17 protein-coding genes and 1 tRNA gene are annotated in these 21990 nt (G+C 62.3%); 13 read left to right on the top strand and 5 right to left on the bottom strand.

Annotated elements, in window-relative coordinates; translation table 11 throughout:
- Window positions 1–7 precede the first annotated feature (7 nt).
- Window positions 8–388 carry a hypothetical protein gene (locus D2E23_RS02580; RefSeq protein ID WP_093961077.1) on the top strand — a complete coding sequence of 127 codons (381 nt, stop codon included), beginning with the start codon at window positions 8–10 and terminating at the stop codon, window positions 386–388.
- Window positions 389–632: 244 nt separating this feature from the next.
- On the opposite strand, the gene D2E23_RS02575 is transcribed toward D2E23_RS02580, so the two are convergent.
- Together D2E23_RS02575 and D2E23_RS02570 are read right to left on the bottom strand one after the other, a co-directional pair.
- Window positions 633–704: transfer RNA gene (locus D2E23_RS02575), tRNA-Thr, on the bottom strand.
- Window positions 705–931: 227 nt separating this feature from the next.
- A complete protein-coding gene (locus tag D2E23_RS02570) occupies window positions 932–2215 on the bottom strand; it encodes a glycoside hydrolase family protein (protein ID WP_126029444.1) in 1284 nt (427 codons plus the stop codon).
- A 260-nt stretch (window positions 2216–2475) separates the two neighbouring features.
- Here D2E23_RS02570 and D2E23_RS02565 point away from each other — a divergent pair, with 260 nt between their 5' ends.
- The gene (locus D2E23_RS02565; protein ID WP_164520639.1) at window positions 2476–3474 is read left to right on the top strand and encodes a LacI family DNA-binding transcriptional regulator; all 999 of its coding nucleotides are present in this window, start codon (window positions 2476–2478) and stop codon (window positions 3472–3474) included.
- A gap of 2 nt (window positions 3475–3476) precedes the next feature.
- Here D2E23_RS02565 and D2E23_RS02560 read toward each other — a convergent pair whose 3' ends face one another.
- A complete protein-coding gene (locus D2E23_RS02560) occupies window positions 3477–4259 on the bottom strand; it encodes a YesL family protein (RefSeq protein WP_126029442.1) in 783 nt (260 codons plus the stop codon).
- Between the two features lie 511 nt (window positions 4260–4770).
- Between D2E23_RS02560 and D2E23_RS02555 the strand changes: the two genes are divergently transcribed.
- From D2E23_RS02555 to D2E23_RS02530, 6 genes are all read left to right on the top strand, one after another.
- Window positions 4771–6084, top strand: coding sequence for an ABC transporter substrate-binding protein (locus D2E23_RS02555; RefSeq protein ID WP_126029441.1), 1314 nt, complete (start codon window positions 4771–4773; stop codon window positions 6082–6084).
- A gap of 240 nt (window positions 6085–6324) precedes the next feature.
- The gene (locus D2E23_RS02550) at window positions 6325–7236 is read left to right on the top strand and encodes a carbohydrate ABC transporter permease (RefSeq protein WP_126029440.1); all 912 of its coding nucleotides are present in this window, start codon (window positions 6325–6327) and stop codon (window positions 7234–7236) included.
- Entirely contained in the window at window positions 7226–8134 is a 909-nt protein-coding gene (locus D2E23_RS02545) for a carbohydrate ABC transporter permease (protein ID WP_240541560.1), read from the top strand. Before D2E23_RS02550 ends, D2E23_RS02545 begins: the two co-directional genes overlap by 11 nt.
- 163 nt (window positions 8135–8297) lie before the next feature.
- Window positions 8298–10403: a glycosyl hydrolase 115 family protein gene (locus D2E23_RS02540; RefSeq protein WP_164520638.1), complete on the top strand. Its 2106-nt coding sequence runs from the start codon at window positions 8298–8300 to the stop codon at window positions 10401–10403.
- Window positions 10404–10541: 138 nt separating this feature from the next.
- A complete protein-coding gene (locus D2E23_RS02535; protein ID WP_164520637.1) occupies window positions 10542–12110 on the top strand; it encodes a glycoside hydrolase family 28 protein in 1569 nt (522 codons plus the stop codon).
- Between the two features lie 351 nt (window positions 12111–12461).
- Window positions 12462–14087 (top strand): MFS transporter, encoded by a 1626-nt coding sequence (locus D2E23_RS02530; protein WP_126029437.1) that lies wholly within the window; start codon window positions 12462–12464, stop codon window positions 14085–14087.
- 16 nt (window positions 14088–14103) lie between these two features.
- On the opposite strand, the gene rhaM is transcribed toward D2E23_RS02530, so the two are convergent.
- A complete protein-coding gene (gene rhaM / locus D2E23_RS02525; protein WP_126029436.1) occupies window positions 14104–14418 on the bottom strand; it encodes an L-rhamnose mutarotase in 315 nt (104 codons plus the stop codon).
- A 258-nt stretch (window positions 14419–14676) separates the two neighbouring features.
- On the opposite strand from rhaM, the gene D2E23_RS02520 reads away from it, so the two are divergent.
- The 5 genes from D2E23_RS02520 to D2E23_RS02500 all read left to right on the top strand — a co-directional run bounded on the left by D2E23_RS02520 (window position 14677) and on the right by D2E23_RS02500 (window position 20935).
- The gene (locus tag D2E23_RS02520; RefSeq protein WP_126029435.1) at window positions 14677–15696 is read left to right on the top strand and encodes a LacI family DNA-binding transcriptional regulator; all 1020 of its coding nucleotides are present in this window, start codon (window positions 14677–14679) and stop codon (window positions 15694–15696) included.
- A 42-nt stretch (window positions 15697–15738) separates the two neighbouring features.
- Window positions 15739–16647 (top strand): substrate-binding domain-containing protein, encoded by a 909-nt coding sequence (locus D2E23_RS02515; RefSeq protein ID WP_164520636.1) that lies wholly within the window; start codon window positions 15739–15741, stop codon window positions 16645–16647.
- A gap of 388 nt (window positions 16648–17035) precedes the next feature.
- A complete protein-coding gene (locus D2E23_RS02510; protein ID WP_126029433.1) occupies window positions 17036–18664 on the top strand; it encodes an MFS transporter in 1629 nt (542 codons plus the stop codon).
- A 192-nt stretch (window positions 18665–18856) separates the two neighbouring features.
- Window positions 18857–20047 (top strand): glycoside hydrolase family 88/105 protein, encoded by a 1191-nt coding sequence (locus D2E23_RS02505; RefSeq protein ID WP_126029432.1) that lies wholly within the window; start codon window positions 18857–18859, stop codon window positions 20045–20047.
- Between the two features lie 24 nt (window positions 20048–20071).
- A complete protein-coding gene (locus D2E23_RS02500; RefSeq protein WP_126029431.1) occupies window positions 20072–20935 on the top strand; it encodes a sugar phosphate isomerase/epimerase family protein in 864 nt (287 codons plus the stop codon).
- 47 nt (window positions 20936–20982) lie between these two features.
- On the opposite strand, the gene D2E23_RS02495 is transcribed toward D2E23_RS02500, so the two are convergent.
- On the bottom strand, window positions 20983–21873 hold the full coding sequence (locus D2E23_RS02495) for a helix-turn-helix domain-containing protein (RefSeq protein ID WP_126029430.1): 891 nt from the start codon (window positions 21871–21873) through the stop codon (window positions 20983–20985).
- Window positions 21874–21990 lie beyond the last annotated feature (117 nt).

The raw sequence follows: 21990 nt of genomic DNA, 5'->3' as shown, positions 1-21990 counted from the left end.
GACCGCCATGCCGCTGCCCACACCGCCGGAGGATTCCGGCTACGAACGCTCCACCGCCGATGATCTGGCCCGCAAGGCCGGCACCCGCGAGGAGGACTTCCCGCAGGCCGACGAATACTGCGCGCTGCTCGACAAGCACCACGCCTGGGGACTGCCGTTCAACGGCTACGCCAACGCCGCCGGCTACGGCTACGTGCAGGAACCCACGCTGGGCATCGCCCAGGACGGCTGGGACTCCCATGAGGCGTTCAAGGCGCTGAGCTGGGGCGCGCAGACCGCTGTCGTCTACCGCAGCCTCGAACGCGGACACGACATCGATCGCGAATCCGCGCGCAACTTCCTCAAGCACGAGCGCGGCATCATCATCCACGGCAACCAGCCGTACTAAAGCGAGGATCCGGAAACCTGAACGGGGTTTTCCGATTCGTAAGGTTCATAGAGATGCGACCCGGCTGCATGGCGGCCGGGTCTTTTTGTCGTGTTCATGTTGTGTCGTATCCGCATGTCTTCGATGCGGGATTGCGATGCCAGTCTGTGCCAGTCCGATTGTGATTCGCGAGGCATGACAGTAATGGAAAAACGGCCGAATTGGGCGTCATGGGAATTTTGAAAAAGGAAAGCCGTGAAAAGAGAGCCTCGAGTGAGAATCGGACTCACGACCTCTTCCTTACCAAGGAAGTGCTCTACCACTGAGCTATCGAGGCATGGCGGATAACGGTTAAACCGATGGATATCAGCCACAATGTTCATCCTGACCGCGTCAGGCAACCTGAACATCATGGCATACGATTGCATATCGCACAAGTCGGCGTGTCATCAGTGACGACCGATGCGAATTCGGTAGTCCGAACGCGATATGAAACCGCTCGTGTGAGGGCTCACGGCGTCACGTTTCGACTACCAAAATCGAGAATCGGGCGAATATGCGCGGTCAGATCAGCCGGATCGCGGTCGTGCGTACGCGCGTGCCGGTGCTGCCAAGCCGGGTGCCATCCTTCTTGTAGAACACGGACGCCTCGCCGGTTGTGCGCAGCCGCAGTTCGTAGTCGCCGGCCGTTAGCTCGGGGCAGACGAACATCACGCCCGTGTACGGCGTGGGCGAATAGCAGTCGACGAGCGAGGAGAATACCGTCGTGCCGTTCGGCTCTGCAATGGTCAGCATGGCATAGCCGCCATCGATATCCGTCGTGCCGATGACGGCAAGACGCTCACGTTCCCCGCAGGAGAAGGACAGGCGGATCTCCTCGCCTAGGGCGGACGAATCCAGTTCCGCGGCCATCTCCCGCCCGCTCGGCAGGTCTCCAGGCTCGCCGGTACGCGGATCCCACGCCGGCCAGTAGTCCGGCAGGCCGATCGAATCGTCGACGTCGTCATAGTGCAGCGGCAGCCACACCTGACTCGCGCATGACACCTGATGCGGGAACGACCATCGGTCGCCCATGTACATCGGCACGGTCCGGCCGTCCGCCAGCGTCAGGGGAAAGATGAACGAGCACTGCGAGTTCCACGTGCACGATCCCTGCGGCGCGACCAGGCCGCGGTATGTCCACGGCCCAGCGGGCGACGGCGCGGACAAGTAGTAGTTGTCGTTGCGATCCCAGCTCGTCTTGTTTGAGAACATGATGACATACGTGTCGCCGATGCGCGTCATCGCCGGGGACTCGCCGCCGGGCGCGATATCGCTCGCCACCAGCTCCTCGGCGCTCAGATAGTCGTCCGACAGACGGTAGATATCGCCCTCGTGCGTCATCAGATACCCGGTGCCGTCGATGTCCTGGAACGTGCCCATGTCCCAGCGGCGGATGGGTTCGCCGTGATGGCGCAGCGGCCCGACCATCCGATATTCGCCGTTAACGGCATCGGACACGGCGATGACGATCAGCGGATCGCGATAGCCGAGATCATCGGCATGCGCGAACATCACATAGCGGCCGGTGGCCGGACAGCGCATTACCTTCACGCGCTCGCCGATGCGGTTCGGTCCCAGAGGTCCGTCGGGCTGCGGCGGCAATGCCAGCCGTTCGAAACGCCAGTGCACAAGATCGGGGGAGGAGTAGCAGGAGAACCCGGCGAACCGGTTCTCGTCGTCGGTCTTGTATTCGCCGAACAGATGATAACGACCGGCATCCTCGACGATGCAGGCGCCGTGCGCGTTCACGGCGTGGCCGTCGTCGTCGAACCATGGCACGCCGTTGAGAATGAGAGATTGGCTCATGGGTCCAATATAGCAAGATCGATGAAATCGCTGAAATGATTTGCAAAAAATTTTATCGATAACAATGTCGAAGTATTGTTGTCAACATGGGAAATGCCATGAATGCTGTCCGTAAGAAGGATTTTGCAGCTTGCAAAAAATGAAAAAAAATGAAAGAATGGCCATAGTTTACGGTACATGCGATACGTCGGCGACGAATCGTGCGATGCGGCTGCATCTCGCGAGGTCGCATCGCTATCGCCGAGTCGATGGAGATGCACGTGGTAGGTCCAACTTTGCAGGATGTTGCGGCGGAGGCCGGGGTTTCGGTGTCGACCGCTTCGCGAGCGCTGAGCGGCGGCAAGGTAAAGGCCGCCACCAAGCGCGTGGTGCTGGAGGTCGCGCAGCAGATCGGCTACAGGACGGTATCCGACGACGAAATGCCGACTCCGGGCCGTACCGGCAACATCGCACTGCTGGTCACCGACATCCAGAACTTCTATACCGTCGATCTGTTCCGTAGTGTCATTCTCGAGGCCCAGGCCGTCGGATACCGTGTGTTCCTCGCGGACATCAACATCACCTTGGGACGGGACCAGATGATTCGCGGCATCCTTGACTCCTCCGACGGCGTGCTGGTGGCCGCCCCCCGTATCGGTGACGACGACATCCGCCGACTGTTCGATCCGAAGGCCACCGTGCTGGTGAGCCGCCGTGTCGATGGATTCTCCTCCGTGGCGATGGACGATTCCTCCGGCATGTTCCAGGCGGTGCGTCATCTCGCCTCTCTGGGGCACGGTCGTGTGGCCTACCTCGGCGGCGACGACCGCTCGCGCGCCGATGCCCGTCGCCGGCAGGGATTCGAGGACGCCACGGAAAAGCTGGGCATGGAATCCCTGGTGCTCGGCCCGTTCGAGCCATCGTTCGAAGGGGGCGTGAATGCCGCGGACGCGCTGATGATGGAGGATGACGTCACCGCCGTGATCGCATACAACGATCTCATGGCGTCCGGCGTGCTCAACAGGTTGCTGGAGCGCGGCGTGAAGGTGCCGGAGCAGGTGAGTCTCGTCGGCTTCGACAACTCCATGCTCGCCAAGGTCTCCCGTCCGAAGATGACGTCGGTGGCTCTGCGCGAGAACGATTCCCGTACCGCATTGCGGATGCTGATGACCATGCTGGAGCGCAACGGCTCCGACGACTATGAGTTCACGCCGGAGACCGTCGGCGCCGCGGAATCGCTGATCGTGCGCGAATCCACCGGACCAGCGCCCAAGGAGTAGGCTCAGCTTTCCTCGGCGATCATCTGCTCCACCACGTGACGGGTGATGTGCTCCACGCAGTGGTAGAGGAAGAAGAACGTCAGTCCCGTGCCGAACAGCAGCATGAACCAGGGCCAGTAGAGCATGACTCCCGCGTAGGCGGCCAGCACGCCGATCGCCAGCAACGTGAACGGCCACTTGGCTGCGGCCAGTGCGAATCCGTTGCGCAGCATGGCGGGGTAGTGCGCCTTGGGGAATTCGACCACAAGATTCAGCGCGACCATATGCGCCACGATCGTGAAGGCGCACAGTGCGAGCAGCGCGGCCGTGGCGACGGTGCCTCCGGTTGTCGAGACCGCCAGACATGCGGCTTCCACGAGTATGGCGAGTATGGCGCCAAACATCAGGGATGTGGCCAGCGAGCGCGGGAACAGGCGCGTATAGGCGCGCAGGTAGGGGAGGACCGTGCGATGCTCCTCCGCCGCACTCCAATACGGATGCGACACCGTTTCCAGTGACTCCAGGGTCCGGTTGCGGCGGAAGCGTACATTCTCGTCCTCGCCGTAGCGCATGGTGGGCGCGTCGCGGTAGGCGGCGAACGCCGCGGCCAGCGCCGGCGTGGAAACCGTATAGGCCGCCACTGCGACGAGCGCGAGCAGCGGAATGGGCAGTCCCGAGAACGAATCGGTGAACATGATCACCACGTTCCACGGCAGCATAGTGGTGACGAGTATGACGTCGAGTATGAGAAACGCGATGATCGACCGTGATATCGCGTTGAAGCCCTGAGCGATCCTAACGAACATGGCCCCATCGTACCAACGGTGACCATATTTTGCAAAAAATTGCAAAATTCTCAGTTGTTGTCATTTGAGGTCGGTGAGTAAGAGTTGACGGCGGGGGTTGGTCAAGGTCGGAGAGTGGCGCGGCGGTGGGCGTTGAAAGGAATCCCGCCGGTGTACGCGGCGATGATGCGCCCCCATGGGACGGGTGAGAATGGCGCGGCGGGGATGGTGCCCCGGTTGTCGGATATTGCATTGGTGTGGTCATGATGATGAGGGGAGTCCATGCTCTTCCGTTGGGATCCGGTGGATTCTCGCCCGCTCTTCCCTGCAATCGCATATAGCAAATATTGCATGATCGTAGACAAATCGATGAAAGAAAATGACATGATTTGCAAAAAATGAAATATGCGTGTATGGTGATCACCAAGACAAGGAAAGAACGACAAGTCCTTACCTGGTCAGGGATGGAGCGAAACGTGGATGTTTCGTCCGTGCCGAAGAAGGAAAGATATTCAAAGGAGAACGATCAATCATGAGGACGTCAATCAAGAAGCTTCTCGCCGCCGGTGCGGCCGGAGCCATGCTGTTCTCTCTGGCCGCCTGCGGTGGGGACTCCGCCTCGTCCGACGACGAATCCGGCCCGGTCACCATCCGCTTCGCCTGGTGGGGCTCCGACACCCGCGCCAAGGCCCAGGAGAAGGTCATCGACGCCTTCGAAAAGGCCAACCCGAACATCAAGGTGGAGACCGAGACCTCCAATTACGACGACTACATCACCAAGCTGTCCACCTCCGCCGCGGCCGACGATCTTCCCGACGTGATGACCATGATCGACCCGTTCATGGCCGACTACATGGACAACGGCTCCCTGCTCGATCTCAACGAGGTCTCCGACAACCTCGACCTGTCCAAGTTCAGCAAGGACACCTTCTCCGGCGCCACCGGCGAGAACGGCGAGAAGTACGGCGTCTCCATGGGCGTCTCCTCCCACGGCCTCGTCATCAACACCAAGGTGTTCGAGAAGTACGGCGTCGAGGTGCCGAACGACGACACCTGGAGCTGGGACGACTTCGAGAACGCCGCCAAGCAGATCTCCGAAAAGTCCGGCGGCGAGGCCGTGGGCTACAGCATCGACATGACCGAGCAGCTCGGCCGCCTGTGGCTGCGCCAGAACGGCGAGGACTACGGCATCAAGGGCAAGGAGCAGGTCGGCTTCAAGCCCGAGACCCTGGCCAAGTTCTACGAGTTCGAAAAGAAGCTCATCGACGAGGGCGCCACCAACTCCGCCGATCAGGCCCAGGAGATGTTCGCCGCAGGCAACGCCCCCGAGCAGCAGCCCATCAGCCAGGACAAGGCCGGCATCTCGCTGATCTCCATGAACCAGCTTGGCCAGTTCGAGCAGGCCGCCGGCCACGAGCTCAAGCCCGTAATGTGGCCGGGCGAGACCCAGGCCAAGGAGCGCGGCGGCTGGACCAAGCAGGGCACCTTCGTGTCCATCAACGCCAACACCGAGCACAAGGCCGCCGCCGCCAAGCTGGTCAACTTCCTGGTGAACAACGAGGAAGCCGCCAAGATCATGGGCCTCGACCGTGGCGTGCCGGCCAACCCCGACATGGCCAAGGCCATCGAGAGCCAGCTGTCCGACTCCGACAAGCGCTTCTCCGACTGGGTCACCAAGCTGCAGAAGGTGAACACGCAGGAGTACACCAACATGAACGCCGGCGCCGCCACCGTGATCACCGAAGCCTACGGCCGTGCCCACGAATCCGTGATGTTCGGCAAGGCCACCCCGCTGGATGCCGCCAAGTCGTTCAAGTCCGAACTGCAGCAGGCCGTCACCCAGTGACCCATCCCCGGTGATCCGTGGACGGTAGCGTCACGGATCACCGGAACGCCGCACTCACGATGGGTGGAAGGTACGCCGACTCTCAACCGCTCCGCCCATCACCCTCATTGTCTTCCGTTGCCGACTCCCGTCAGCCCGCATTCATTCCGTTCCATACGTGACGGGATCGGCCTTCATATCTTCAGTATGCGGATCCACGACGATCCGTGATCCACAATCCGTGCATTTCAAAGGATTCCCATGTCAGTGTTCAAACGTGCGCCGATCGCGGTGCGACGCGAGGAGCGGGCGGCCCACATCTTCATGCTGCCCTGGTTCCTCGGTGTGATCTTCATCACCCTGGGCCCGATGATCGTCTCCATCGGCCTGTCCATGACCAAGTACCGACTCATCGGCAAGCCCCGCTTCATCGGACTCGACAACTACGTGAAGATGTTCTCCGACGCCCGCCTCATGCAGTCGCTCAAGGTCACCTTCCTCTACGTGATCGTCGGCGTGCCGCTGGCCCTGGCCCTCGCCCTGCTGCTGGCCGTGGTGCTCAACAAGGGCGTGCGCGGACTGTCGTTCTACCGTTCCGTCTACTACCTGCCCTCCCTGTTCGCCGGCTCCGTCGCCATCGGAGTGCTGTGGCGTCAGGTCTTCGGTGCCGAAGGCATCGTCAACACCATCGCCGGCTGGTTCGGCATCGACTCCATGGGCCACTCCTGGGTCGGTGATCCGAAGACCGCCATCTGGACGCTGATCCTGCTGCACGTATGGACCTTCGGATCATCCATGATCATCTTCCTCGCCGGCCTGCGCCAGGTGCCGCAGGAACTCTACGAGGCCTCCGCGCTCGACGGCGCCAACAAGTGGCAGCAGTTCTGCCACGTCACCGTCCCCGTGCTCACCCCGATCATCTTCTTCAACCTCGTGATGGGCATCATCAACAGCTTCCAGAACTTCGCCCAGGCGTTCGTCGTCTCCGGCGGCACCGGCGGCCCCACCGACTCCACGCTCGTCTACGCGCTGTACGTGTACCAGCAGGCCTTCGGCTCCACGCGCAACATGGGCTACGCCGCCGCCCTCGGCTGGCTGCTCGTGCTCATCGTGGGCGTGCTGACCGGACTGAATTTCCTGTTCTCCAAGAAGTGGGTGCATTATGCCGACTAATACCGCAACCGTCTCCCCGAACGAGGACGTGATTCCCGTCGCCGAACGCCATGGCATGGATCCGGTGCTCAAGCGTCGCATCGAGGCCGTCGTCAAGCACGCCATCCTCCTGATCGTCGGCTTCGCGATGATCTTCCCGCTGCTGTGGATGGTCTCCAGCTCCCTCAAGGACGACGCCGACATCTTCCGCAACATCAGCCTCATCCCCACCGACTGGGACTGGGCCAACTACAAGGAGGGCTGGAACGCCCAGTCCTACCCGTTCGGCAAGTACCTGCTCAACTCGCTGATCATCACCATCGGCGCGATCATCGGCAACATGATCAGCTGCTCCATGGCCGCCTACGGCTTCACCCGACTCAAGTGGCGCGGACAGGGCATCGCCTTCGGCTACATGCTCATGACGCTGATGATGCCGATCTACGTGATGATCATCCCGCAATACATCATGTGGTCCAAGCTCGGCTTCCTCAACACCTTCGTGCCGCTGATCCTGCCGAAGTTCCTCGCCACTGAACCGTTCTTCGTGTTCCTCATGGTGCAGTTCTTCCGCGGCATCCCCAGGTCGCTCGACGAGGCGGCCAAGGTGGACGGCGCCGGCCCGTTCCGCATCTACTGGCAGATCCTCATGCCGAACGCGCTGCCCTCGCTGGCCACCTGCGGCATCTTCTCCTTCATCTGGACGTGGAACGACTTCTTCAGCCAGCTGCTGTACCTGACCAAGCCGCAGAACCTCACCGTGGCCGTGGCGCTGCGCAACTTCGCCGACGCCACCTCCGGCACCAGCTGGGGACCGCTGTTCGCCATGTCCACGCTCTCCTTGGTCCCGGTGTTCATCGTCTTCCTGTTCGGTCAGCGTTACCTGATCGAGGGTTCGGTGACCTCCGGCCTCAAGTAGAGTCCAGAGCACGGGCGGGTTTCCCGCCCGGAACCCCGCACTTCGTTTCCTTTTCCTTTCAGCAAGGGTGCCGGTCCGTGCCATACGGCTCTGGCCGACACCCTTTCGCATGCCCGGCGCACATCCGCCGCGCACGAATACCCACGCAAGACAAGGACGTACGATGTCCATTCAACTCAACGGCGATACCCGAATCATCGCCCCAGATCTGCCCGAATCCGTGAGCTACGCCATCGACGACGTGACCCGCGACCTCGGCAAGGCGTTCACTGCCGACGCACACGGCGACCACGGCGACATCCGCCTGCGTTTCGCCGATCTTGCCGACGAACAGTATGCGGTGCGCGTGGACGGGAACGACCTGCTGCTCGAGGCCGGCGACGACCTCGGATTCATCTACGGCCTCTACGCCATCAGCCGCTCCGTGCTCGGCGTGACCGACCTGTGGTTCTGGAACGATCAGCACATCGAACCGGCGGACGGCATCGACCTCGACGACGATTTCCGTCTCGAGTCCACGCGCGACGCCGTCCGGTACAAGGGATTCTTCATCAACGATGAGGTGCTGCTCGAGGACTGGTCCGTGGACAACGATCCTGAACTGCCCTGGCGGCGCGCGTTCGAAACCATCCTGCGACTCGGCGGCAACACGGCGATTCCCGGATCCGGACAGCGCGGCGAACCCCATCTGCCGCTCGCCCGACGCATGGGCCTGTACATCAACCAGCATCACGCCACGCCGCTCGGCGCCAGGCTGTTCTCCGAAGCGTACCCGGGCGTCAGCCCGAAATGGCCCGAGGACCGTGAGCGCTTCGAGTCGCTCTGGCGTGAGGGCATCGAGGCCAACCTCGGCGGCCGGACCATCTGGACGCTCGGATTCCGCGGTCAGGGCGACTCGCCGTTCTGGTCGGCCGACCCCAGATACACCACTGACGAGGCGCGCGGCAAGGTCATGAGCGAGGTCATCCAGCGCCAGTACGACATGGTGCGCGAACTCGACCCGAACGCCCCCTGCAGCGTGTACCTGTACGGCGAGTCCATGGACCTGTACCGCAAGGGAGTGCTGCGATTCCCCGACGACGTGATCAAGATCTGGTCCGACAACGGATTCGGCCGCATGGTCAGCCGTCGCCAGCACAACGACAACCCGCGCATCGACGCCATGCCCAACGCAGCGGACGCCGGACGCAACGGCATCTACTATCACGCCTCCTTCTACGATCTGCAGGCCGCCAACCACATCACCCAGCTGTGCGTGAATCCGCGCAACGTGGCCGCCGAACTCGAACAGGTGCTCGCCAACGGCGGCAGCGACCTCTGGATCATCAACTCGTCGAACATCAAGCCGCACGCGTTCATGCTCGACCTGATCGCCAGACTCTGGCGTGAAGGGCATGCCAACGTGGACGCCGTTGAATACGAATACGCGGCGCGATACTTCGGCGGCGCCATCATCACCGAAGGCCGCAAGGAACCCGAGGAGACCTACCGTGGCGACGCGGATGCGCCGAACATGAACGTGATGCGCGCCGTGGTCGACTGCCTGGAAGGCTACTGGCAGGCCGCCGTGCCATACGGTCCCAACTGGGACGACAAGGCCGGCGAACAGTTCTTCAACCACGTGCCGCGCATGCTCGCCGTTCAGTTCATGCGGGACCGCGCAAGCGCCGACCCGGAACTGAAGTGGATGTGCGACAACGGCGGCATCGTGGCCCGCAGCCTCGCCGACCAGGTGGCCTACTACCGGTCGCTGTGCGAGCCGGGAGCCGCCCGGTACCGGGAACTGGCACGCAGGGACGAGATCGCCGTATTGCAGGTCGAAGGGGAAAACCCTCGCGCCGCACGACTCATGCGCGACTCGCTGCTGCTGCAGGCCCGTCTGTACCGTCACTGCGTACAGGGCGCCCTGATGCTGTGCCGGTCGCTGCAGGACGCATTCGACGGCCACTGGCGTCACGCCTTCTACCATGCGGGACTCGCCCGCGAGGAGTACCTGGCCGCCGACCATGCCATGCGCTCGCGAGAACACGGCAAGTGGCGCGGCTTCTGGCGCAACGACTGCCTCACCGACGTGAAGCAGACCGCCCTGGTGCTCGAATCGCTTATGGGCTACCTGCGCGCGATCGGCGACGGTCCGCACTACTACCAGTGGAAGCGCGACTTCCTTTACCCGGCATGGGAGAAGGACGTCATGGTGATCATGAACATGGAGAACCATGAGACCGATCAGGAGATCTTCGCCGCGATGAAGGCCACCTGGCAGGACTGACATCGGGCGATCATTCGGCGGCCGCACGGCGATCGTGCAGCGGCCGCGCAGGCCACGACCGTTTCCGCGGTTTTCTTCCTTCATGCGGCAACGGACGTGGCCTCTTTTCTTTGGATCATGCGAACGAAAGGAGCGCATATGCTCGACGCATGTGCGAGGACCGACTCGCTCACCGTGTACTGGAGCAAGCCCGCCGCAGCGAAGGCCGGGCAGCGGTACGACGTCATGCTCGACGGGACGGTGATGGCGACGGTCGACCGTACACACTGCCGGCTCGACGGTCTTGAACCCGACCATGCCTATCGGGTGGATGTGGCCATGGTCGGCGCGGACGTTGACTGCGGGACGAACGGCGAATCGTGCGAGGACGGCGAGCGCGTCGAAGACGGCACGGCGGTCGGCTCCCGCGTCTTCCGCACCGCCGAGCACAAACGCATGATCGACGTCACCGCTGCGCCATACCGTGCGATCGGCGACGGCACGACGCTCAACACCACGGCCATCCAGCAGGCGCTCGACGACTGCGGGCCGCGTGACGCCGTGCTCATCCCCGCCGGCACGTTCCTCACCGGAGCCCTGCGCATGCACGCCGACAGCGAGCTCGTGGTGTCGCGCGGTGCGGTGCTGCAGGGAACCGCCGACCCGCGCGACTATCTGCCGATGGCCCCCAGCCGGTTCGAAGGCGTCGAACTCGACTGCTACTCCAGTCTCATCACCATCGGCCACCTCGACCATGACTCCGGACCGAACTGCAGCAACGTCGTCATTCGCGGCGGCGGTGTGATCGCCAGCGGCGGACGTGCGCTCGCCGAAGCGGTGATCGAACGGGAATGGGGACGCGTGAAAGCCGAGCTCGCCGCCACCGGACAGTCGCTCGACGACTACGAGAAGCCGGAGACCATCCCCGGGCGCGTCCGTCCCCGTCTGATCACCATGGCGAACGCCTCGCACGTGGAACTCGCCGACGTGACGTTGAAAAACGGCGCCAGCTGGAACGTACACATGATCTACTCCGACCACATCGTCACCCATGGCTGCACGTTCGAATCGCACGACGTGTGGAACGGCGACGGCTGGGATCCCGACTCGTCCGAGGACTGCGTGATCTTCGACTGCGACTTCAACACCGGCGACGACATCATCGCCATCAAATCCGGCAAGAATCCGGAAGGCAACGTCATCAACCGGCCGACCAGACGCGTGCGGATCTTCGACTGCCGGGCCACACGCGGCGGGCACGGTCTCGCCATCGGCAGCGAGATGAGCGGCGGCGTGGAGGACGTGAAGATCTGGGACTGCGATCTGAGCGGTCTGTGGTACGGCGTGGAGGTGAAGACCACGCCCAAACGCGGCGGATGGGTGCGGGGACTGCATGTGCGCGACACCGTGATGCGTCACGCGATCATCCGCGCGGTGCCCTACAACGACGACGGCGTGGCTGCGGACGAGCCGCCGGTGCTCGAGGGCTTCCGCTTCGAACGCGTGCGGTTGCTCGGTGGAGTGCCGGCCGACGCGGACGAGGGTGCGCCGCGCGAGGCCGTGTATGTTCGGGGGCTGCCCGAGCCGGTGCCGCCGATCCGAAACGTGGTGTTCCGCGAGGTGACGCTTGGTGGTGCTGCCGATGCCGGAGATGCGGAGCCTGGAGTGCGGGACATCGTGGCTGATCGCTGCGAAGGGCTGGAGATTCGTGGCGTGCGGTGCGGGTAGGTCGTGGGGCATTGAGGGGTGGGGTGAGGATCGCCTTCGGCGATGCTGTATTGTCTCCACGTCTGCGCGTGGAGAGTCACCTCATCCGTCCGGCTGCGCCGGACACCTTCCCCTCGAGGGGAAGGCGGCATATGCCTATGTGAGGTATTCGGATAATGCTGGCGAAGTCCGTCAACTCTTGCCGAGAAGCTGCCGAGCGGAGCGAGACCGATGAGGCGATCATGCCCTCCGATCCGGTTTTTGGAAAGAAGTGGCGAATGGGTTGCGTCGTTGATGACGCGGAGTAGCATGGTCGCCCGTAATTCGCGCATGCGCGCAGGGAATCACACGAGAGGCAAGAAGGAGTGACCGGTGAAATCCCAGTCACCACGCAACCAATCCGCATCCGGCGGATCGTCTGATCAGCAATCGAACAATAACCGAGGAGTCGATCGCGGCCGCACCGCGGATTCGCGTCGCAAAGCCCATTCCAAGATCACGTTCGGCGACGCGCTCGGCTTCGCCATCGGCGACACGTACGGCGGCGGCAGCGGCATCCTCACCGGCACGTATCTGTCGGTGTTCTGGACGCGGTTCTGCGGCTTCGACATCGGCACCGCGCAGAGCATCATCGGCGCGGCGGCCATGCTCAGCGCCTGCTCGGCCATCTTCTTCGGTGTGCTGTCGGAACGCTTCTACCTGTTCCGACTCGGTCGCCGCTTCGGTCGACGCCGCTTCTTCGTCATGATCCTCTCGCCGCTCGTGCTGGTCACGTTGCTCATGTGGGTTCCCGGCATGCCCAAGGTGCTGTACTTCCTCGTCTATGTGCTGTACGTCACGCTGCAGCAGATGTTCGGCGTCTGCTATTCGTCGCTGCCCGGCGAGATGACCCGTGACTTCGCCGGCCGGTCGCTGCTGTCCACCGTGCGCATGTTCGTCTCCGGCATGTCCGGCGTGCTCATCCCGATCCTCGCCACCGCCATGCTCACCTGGCTGGGGGAGTGGCACGCCTACTCGTATCAGGCGTTCGTGACCATCATCACCGTGATGTTCGCAATCGTCACCTTCGCGTCGTCGCGACTCACCTGGGAACTCACCCCCGAGGAGGCGGGATTCGGCGACGACGAGCTCACCCGCCGTCGCGCTGCCCGGCATCGCCGCGGCCCACGCGAGATCGTGCAGGCGCTCGGCCGTGTGATCGCGGAATACACGTCCACGTTCCATATCGCCACGTTCCGCGTGCACATCACGCTGTATCTGATCTGCCTGACGCTCATGGACATCTTCACGCAGAGCTTCGTGTACTTCGTGGTGTTCGATCTGGGCAAGACGGCCGCGTTCGCCTCCATGCTGCTGTCGTTCGCCGTGATCGCCGAATTCTTCAAGCCGTTGTGGGGATGGCTGTTCGTGCATATCGGTCCGCGCAACCTGTACGCGCTCGACTACACGGGAGCGTTGATCGGCCTTGGCCTGTTGTTCGTCTCGTGGCGGCTTGAACCGGTGCTGCCGGGCGGCGTGTGGACCGCGTGCGTGATCGCGTCGTCGATCGTCTGGTTCGTGTTCCGTTCGCTCGCCGGCACCGTGCCATGGCTGGTGTTCCCGTTCATTCCGGACGTGGACATGATCGTGACCCGACGCAACCGCGCGTCGATCTTCTCCGGCATCACCACATTCCTGCGATTCATCTTCTCCGGACTCGCATCGATGGGCGTGGGTGCGTTCCTCGCATTCTCCGGGTTCGAGCCGGACAAGTCGGGTGCGCAGACCCCGATGGCGGTGAACGCGGTGGCGTTCGTGTGCCTCGGCTGGCTGGCGATCGGATTCATCGCCGCATTCATCGTGTCGCGCCGGTTCACGCTCGACCAGCGCAGCGACCTCATCGTGCTGAAGGAGATCGAACGACTCAAGGCCGGCGGCTCCAAGGCCGACGTGGAACCGCACGTGCGTGAGACCGTGGAACGGCTCACCGGCGTGCCATATGAGCGGTGCTGGCGGTGAGCCGGCGCCTGTTCGGCTAGTCGAGGTGGAAGACTTCGCGCAGGTCCTCGCAGACGGGGGAGTTGTCCGGGTTCGTCTCCATCACCGGTGCCATGAAGTCCCACCATTTGCGGTTGATCGGCGTATCCGCCGACTGCGCCCAGCGTTCTTCGTCCTCCACTTCGATGTAGCCGAACAGTGTGTTCGTCTCCGCGTCGAACGAGATCGTGTAGTTGTGTCCGCCGTACTCGTGGATCATCGCCTTCATTTCCGGCCACAGTTCGTTGTGACGCTTGGCGTACTCCTCCACCATGCCCGGATACAGGTGCATCTTGAAGGTCTTGCGGATCATCGGTCCTCCTTTGGACGAAACGGTTGCCGTGTATCCGCATCGTAGACAGGAGACGCAGCCGCGCGCCGGGTAATGGAATATCATGAATTGGCCGATGGCTATCGTTTCTTGCGGTATCGGTGTCGGCCGAGGTGTGTGCCGAATCGCCTGCGGTCAGGCGGTAGACTTTTGCGAAGAAAGTTTCATAGGAACGGTTCGCGCGTGTGAGGCGTGGGACGACGCCGTGTCGGCGCACGCAGACATGCAAAAGGATGTGTGATGAAGAAGGTCACGATTCGTGATGTGGCGAAGGCAGCGGGGGTGTCCCCGTCCACCGTCTCCCGTGCGCTGAGCACTACGGACCGCGTGAGTTCGGAAACCACCCGGCGCATTATCGGCGTCGCCGAACGATTGGGATACCGCCTGCCGACGGTCGAGGAGCCCGCCACGGCCGTTGCGCAGGCAGAATCGTCCAGCCACCTGATCGGCATCGTCGTGCCCGACGTGACCGACCAGTATGCCGCCGCCATCGTGCACAGCGTGGAGAACGAGTGCTTCGGCCACGGCTATGGTCTGGTGATCGCCGAATCGCGTGACAGCGTGGCATGGGAGCGCATGGTGCTCGAGAAGACGATGACTCTGGTCGACGGCGTGATCATGGTGGCGCCCCGTATGGCGAATCCCATGCTGCGCGATTACGCCGACCATCATCCGTTGGTGGTCACCAATCGCAACGTGCGCAACGTGACGAGCATTGTGGTCGACATTTCCACCGGCATCGGGCAGGCGGCCGACCTGTTCGCCGTGCGCGGCCGCACGCGTGTGACCTACCTGTCCGGACCGAATTCCGTATGGGCGTCCGGCGCGCGATTGCGCGAACTGCAGACGGCGTGCGAGCGCAAGGGGCTCGATGTGGTGCAGCTGTGGCCCGGCGAGCCCACGTTCGAGGGCGGTGCCGCGTACGTGGACAAGTATCTTGAGGATCCGACCGGTGCCGTGCTCGCCTACAACGATGCGATGGCGTTGGGATTCATGGCCCGCATGCGTGAACGCGGCTTCGAATGCCCGCGTGACTATCTGATCGTCGGATTCAACGACGACGTGACCGCGCAGACGAGCACGCCGCCGTTGTCGTCGATCCGCATGTCGGCGAACGCGCTCGGCGTGAACGCCACACGGCTGCTGCTGCGCCGTATGGCGGGCGGCGTGACCGAGGATTTCGCCTCGTACGCGGCGGTGCCGTCGTCGCTGGCGGTGCGTGACAGCCTCGGTGGATTCCGTGGCAATCCGAAGGAATGACGGCATAGCGATATGGTGCGCGTGAGTGGAAAGGTCGGCGATATGGACAGGCAGACGTCGATGGTCGTCTCCGAGGCGTTTGATCCGTTGTCGGACTGCGAGGGCGTGATCGAACTCGCCATCCCCACTGTGACCCGGCCGTACCGCGCCCGTCTGGCGTCGGCGGTGATCTCATCCGCGCGTGCCAGCGGATACCGGGTCAATGTGGTGGCGTACCAGGACGATTATGGTCTGTCGGCGAACGACTATCTGGAGACCCGTCGTGGTGCGTGCGACGGCATGCTGCTGTATCTGGTCGGCGGCGACGAGGTGAATCCCGGCGCGTTCCGTCAGCCTTTTCCCATCGTATGTCTGGGATTGTGTCCGACGTCGGGCATCGTGGATCAGGTGCTGGCCGACAACGTGTCGGATGCGCGCAACATCACCGATCTGGTGATTCGCAAGGGCAGCCGGAGACTGGTGCTGATCGGTGCACAGAACGAATTCGATGGGCGGACGGTGGACGAGTCCGTGCGATCCCGCGGCTGGGATCGTGTGCGTGGCGTGCTGGAGGCGTGCCGTGAGCATGGCATCGCACTTGATCCGCGACTGATCGGCACGACCGGCTACGAGTGGACGATCGGCGCTGGGTACAGCGCCATGATGCAGGTGGCCGCGTCGGGCGTGGAGTTCGACGGCGTGATCTGCATGGATGATCCGCTGGCCATCGGCGCGGTGTTCGCGCTCAAGGAACTGGGCCGATCCATTCCGGACGATGTGCAGGTGGTCGGATTCGACAACATCTACGACGCCGCACACATGGTGCCGTCGCTCACCACGGTGGACGCGAACCTGGAATGGATCACCAGCACCGCCGTGGATCTGCTCGCCCGCCGCATGCATGATCCCGCCGGGGAGCCACTGTGCTTCCAGCGCGAGTCCCCGATCCTCCTGCGCCAGTCGACGCGGTAGGAGTGTGCGGGCGTTCGAGCCGTGGTGTCGTCGTTGACGACTCCTCAATCCGCTCCTGCCGTTTTTGTTGCCATCATGCTGCTGAAAATCTGCAACAGGGTACGGCAAATAGTCTCTAGAGAACGCCAATAAATATGACAACAAATATTGGCGTCGTGCATGTCGTTCGGTCGTATATCGTGAAATATCGCTGATATTGCAACGATTATATGTGCAACATGACTCCAATATTCTGCAACAAAAGCAATGAAAACATTGGCAACAAATCATATGGATTCGTAATGTGCCTCATAGGATTGCAAGCAACAACGGCGCGGTTGCTGTTCGACGATGATCGTCATGCAATGACCGGCATGACCGCACCGTGCAGGACTTCAAAGGAGAACACATGGCAGAGAACACTGGCAAAAAACGCAGGATCACGCTGGTCACGCGTCTCGGCTACGGCGCCGGCAATCTCGTGGGTTCCGGCGCGCTGGCGATCAGCGCCTCGTGGCTGACGATCTTCTACACCACCTACTGCGGTCTGACCATGGCCCAGGCCACCTTTATCTACTCGTTCGCGCTGATCGCCGACGTGGTCATGAACCCCATCGCCGGTTTCCTCTCCGACGCGTTCAACAACACCTGGCTCGGCCGCAGGTTCGGCCGCCGCCGCTTCTTCATCCTGCTCGCCGTGCCGGTGCTCGGCGTGCTCAACCCGCTCATGTGGATCGTCATCCCCGGCGCATTCTGGTACTACTTCGTGATCTACTTGTGCTATAACCTCATCTACACGATGGTCATGATCCCGTACGACGCCATCCCCGCCGAAATGACCGCCGACTTCAAGGAACGCACCTACATGTCCGGCCTGCGTTCCATCTTCGGCAAGGGCGCCAACTTCCTCACCGCATCCCTGCCCGGCATCTTCTTCGTCACCTTCGGCGAGAAGAACCCCATGGCCTTCTTCTACATGGGCTTGGCGTTCGGCGTCATCATGGCGCTCGCCATGCTCTCCGTGTACCTGACCACCTGGGAGCGTCCGGTCGACGCCACCACCATGGAGAAGGTGGAGAATCCGGTCGAAGCCATCAAGAAGCTGTTCGTCGACATCTTCTCCACGCTGCGCATCCGCACTTTCCGTCACCTGCTCGGCATGTACCTGTTCGGTTTCGGCGCCGAATGGCTGTTCAACTCCACGTTCTCCTACTACGTGGTCTACGTGCTCATGCTGCAGAAGTCCAACGCTTCCTGGTGGCAGTCGCTCAGCCCGATCCTGCAGGTCGTGTCCACCGTGGCCGCCATGGCGCTCGTCGCCAAGATCGGCTTCCGCAAGCCCTACATCATGGCCGAATGCGTGATCATCACCTGCGCCATCGCCTACGCCTGCTGCGGCATCTTCCACCTCGACGCCGCATCCGCCGCCGGCATGGTGGCCGTCACCTCCATCGTGGTGGTGTTCGGCCTCGGCACCGGCGCCGTCTACTACATTCCGTGGCAGACCTACCTGTTCGTGGCCGACGCCGACGAGATCGTGACCGGCCGTCGCCGCGAAGGCACCTTCTCCGCCGCCATGCACCTGTGCGGCAAGCTCATGAACTCCGCCGTCGTGGCCATCCTCGGCATCTCGCTGTCCGCTGCAGGATTCATCGAATCCACCGCCGACAAGCAGGTGGCCGCCGTCGACCAGCCGGCCGCCGTGCACACCACCATCATCCTCGTGCTCATCTTCGGCGTGGGTGGCCTGAGCCTGCTCGGCATGCTTTCCGCCAAGCTCATGCGCATGGACAAGAAGAACGACGAGATCGCCATCGCCGAATGCGCCCGCATCGCCAACGGCGGTCGCATGGAAGACGTCGACCCCGAAGTCAAGCGCATCTGCGAGGAACTCACCGGCGTGCAGTACGAGATCTGCTTCGGACACAACACCATCGGCTACCACACGCCCGAGGAACTCGAGCGTATCAAGGCCGAACTGCCCGAACGCCGCAAGATGAACTTCGGCAAGCAGCCCGTTGAAGTCAAGGCGGCCTGAACGGTCAGCCCCGCGGCGTCAATGATCGTGGCGGGCCGGAGTCTCCTGCCCGGCCCGCCACCCCAACCAGACCTACACTCATAACCGAATACCATAACCAAAGACCAAACGACCGGCGGCCACCTTCCTTTTTCACCTTCCGCCGGTCGTTTTTTCCATGACTTCGCACCTGCTTCACGGAAAGGAACCGGCATGGGCGGCTCACGCATCCTCAACACATATATTCGGCAGCTGATCGAAACCAGCACCCCGCAGGCGCCGGCATGGAACATCGAAAAGATCCGAGCCGGCAAACCCAACACGTGGAACTACATCGACGGCTGCATGATCAAAGCACTGATCGAACTGTACGAAATCACCGGGAAAACCGTCTACCTCGACTTCGCCGACCGATTCATCGACTACTTCGTACAGGACGACGGCACCATCAAATACTACGATCCCAAGGACTACAACCTCGACAACGTCAACGCCGGCAAGACCCTCTACCGACTGTACGAACTCACCGGCAAAGCCAAGTACCGCAAGGCCATGGACACCATCTACGGTCAGCTCGGACACCAGCCGCGCACCAAGGAGGGCAGCTTCTGGCACAAGCTGATCTACCCGAACCAGATCTGGCTCGACGGCCTGTACATGGCCCAGCCATTCTACATGCAGTACGAGCTGAGCTATCGCGACGGACGCGCGTGCTCCGACAGCTTCCACCAGTTCCAAGTGGTGCACGAACTCATGCGCAACGACCGCAACGGCCTGTACTACCATGCCTACGACTCCTCGCGCAAGGAATTCTGGTGCGACCCGGTGACCGGACTCTCCGCCAACTTCTGGCTGCGCGCCGAAGGCTGGTTCGCCATGGCGCTCATCGACACCTGGGAGCTCATGCCCGCCAACATGAGCGCCGAAAAGGACGCGCTGCGCCGCATGTTCGTCGACCTGATCGACGCCATGCTGCCATACCAGGATCCCGCCACCGGCATGTGGTATCAGGTGATCAACATGGGCCGCATCGCACCGAACTATCTCGAAACATCCGGTTCCGCCATCTTCGCCAACGCCATCATGAAAGGCGCCAGGCTCGGCGTGCTCGACGAACGCTACTTCGACTACGGCTACAAGGCGTTCCAGGGCATCTGCGACACCTGCCTCAACGAGAAGGACGGCAGGCTTACGCTCGACAACATCTGCTTGGTGGCCGGATTGGGCAACAAGAACCACCGTGAAGGCACCTTCGACTACTACATGCGCGAACCCAAGGTGCGCAACGACGCCAAGGGCGTGGCGCCACTCGTGCTCGCCTACATCGAGGTGCTGCGCCACGAGAAGGCCGCGGCCGAACGGGGCGATGCCGAACGGGGTGCGGCCGGTCGGGGCGCGATGTGAGATGAAGGTGGGGGAGACGGGACGATGACCAGACTCAACTTCGGATTCCGCGGACATGACATCACCGGGGCGCGAACCCCCGAGGCGCTCGCCGACGGACTGGCGCAGCAGGGCGCGCGCAACGTGCAGCTCGCGCTCGCGAAATCATTCCCCGACATGAACAGCGAGGCCGGGGCCATCAACCCCGGCATGGGCGCGGTGATCCGCCGGACATTGGCCTCGCGAGGCGTGGAAATCGCCGTACTGGGCTGCTACATCAACATGATCCACCCCGACCTGGAGGTCCGGGAGACGCTGCTGCGGCGATTCGAGGCGCATGTGGCCAACGCCCGATATTTCGGCGCCCCCATCGTGGCCAGCGAAACCGGTTCCGTGATCCCCAACCTTGGTCAATACACCGAACGCAACTTCACCGAGGAAACCTACCGGGACACACTCGACGTAATCCGCCGACTGGTGGCCGCAGGGGAGCGGTATGGCACGATCGTGGGCATCGAGCCGGGCGTCAACCATCCCATCCACGATCTCGACACCGTGGAACGCCTGATCGCCGACGTGGACTCGCCGTATCTGGGCATCGTGTTCGACGCGACCGCGCTCACCCCGGCGTGGCAGGCGAGTCCGGAATGGCAGCTTGAGCTGACGCGGCAGGCATTCCGGCGATTCGGCGAGCGCATCTGCGCCATGCACATCGCCGACTGGCGGCTCGACGGCGATGGAGGCGATGCCGGTGCGGCGCCATCGATCAGACGCGTGGCCGCCGGAACCGGTCGCATGCCGGTGCGGGAGATCTTGGCCATCGCCGAGGCGTCCAAGCCCTGCCTCACCACCATCTTCGAACACACGGAAAACGATGCGATGAGTCAGGCCCTGGCTTGGTTCGCGTGAGCAGTCGGCAACTGTCGGAGGCCACAACCGCCGATGTCGAGTCCGCTCTACTCGTGCGCGGCGAAATGCACCACGTCGATGCTGTCGTTGCGGCTGAGGAACTCCTTCGTGGTCATGTGGAACTCCTGCTTGAAGCAGCGCAGGAAATGCGTGTATGACGCGAATCCGCACTGCTTGTACACGTTCTGCGCACTGCCGGATTCGCGTAGCAGCTCCTTGCTGCGTAGGAGGCGCTTTTTCAGAATGAACTCGTGCAGGTTCAGGCCCGTGCTTTTCTTGAACTGACGCGACAGATAGTACTTGTTGATGAAGAACCGGTCGGCGATCGCGTCGAGCGAACAGTCACCGGCAAGGTTCTCGTTCACATACTCCATCACGTTGGTGATGAGCGGCGACGCGGGTTTGCTGCTCGGTGTCACGTCGTTGGCGGAGTTGGCCACCGCCTTGTTAAGCACCACCATGAATTCGAGGAACCGCTGCTCGTAGGACAGGTCCGAACCATAGGATTCGTCGGGCTGCTGGTCGAGCTTGGCGATCTGACGGCGCAGTTCCTCCGGGTCCATGCGGATCACACGGCTGGTCGGCTTGCCGTTGTCGGTGAAGCACGCGGTCAGGTCGGTGTTCTTGGTGGAGCGGGAGGCGAGGAATTCGTCGCGCACGTAGATGTACGCGCGCTCGTAGTAGTCGCTTGACTGGCGCACGATGTTGTGCAGGTCATTGCTGTGCGCGAAGGTGACGGTGCCGGGTTCGGTGGTGTATTCGCTGCCGCCCAGATGGAACACGCCGGTGCCCTGCAGCACGCAGTTGATCTCGTGAAAGTCGTGGTAGTGCAGCTGCGCATGCTCCACCACCTGCGAGTCCACGTGGTAGATCTCAAAGCGGTCCGAGATCATTGAATTGACGATCACCACACGTTGCTGTCGTTCCTGTTGCGTCATCGCAGTTCCATCCCAACTGGTTAGAAGTGGCATAAAAGCTATCGTAAATTATACAAGAGAATGCAAGAATAGATAATAATTCGGCAATATCTGCACATCATTACATAGCTGGAAGAT

It is taken from the genome of Bifidobacterium callimiconis (assembly GCF_003952005.1).
Taxonomy (GTDB): Bacteria; Actinomycetota; Actinomycetes; order Actinomycetales; family Bifidobacteriaceae; genus Galliscardovia; species Galliscardovia callimiconis.
The sequence above is the reverse complement of the archived record's forward strand: the minus strand, read 5'-3'. Positions and strand labels throughout refer to the sequence as shown.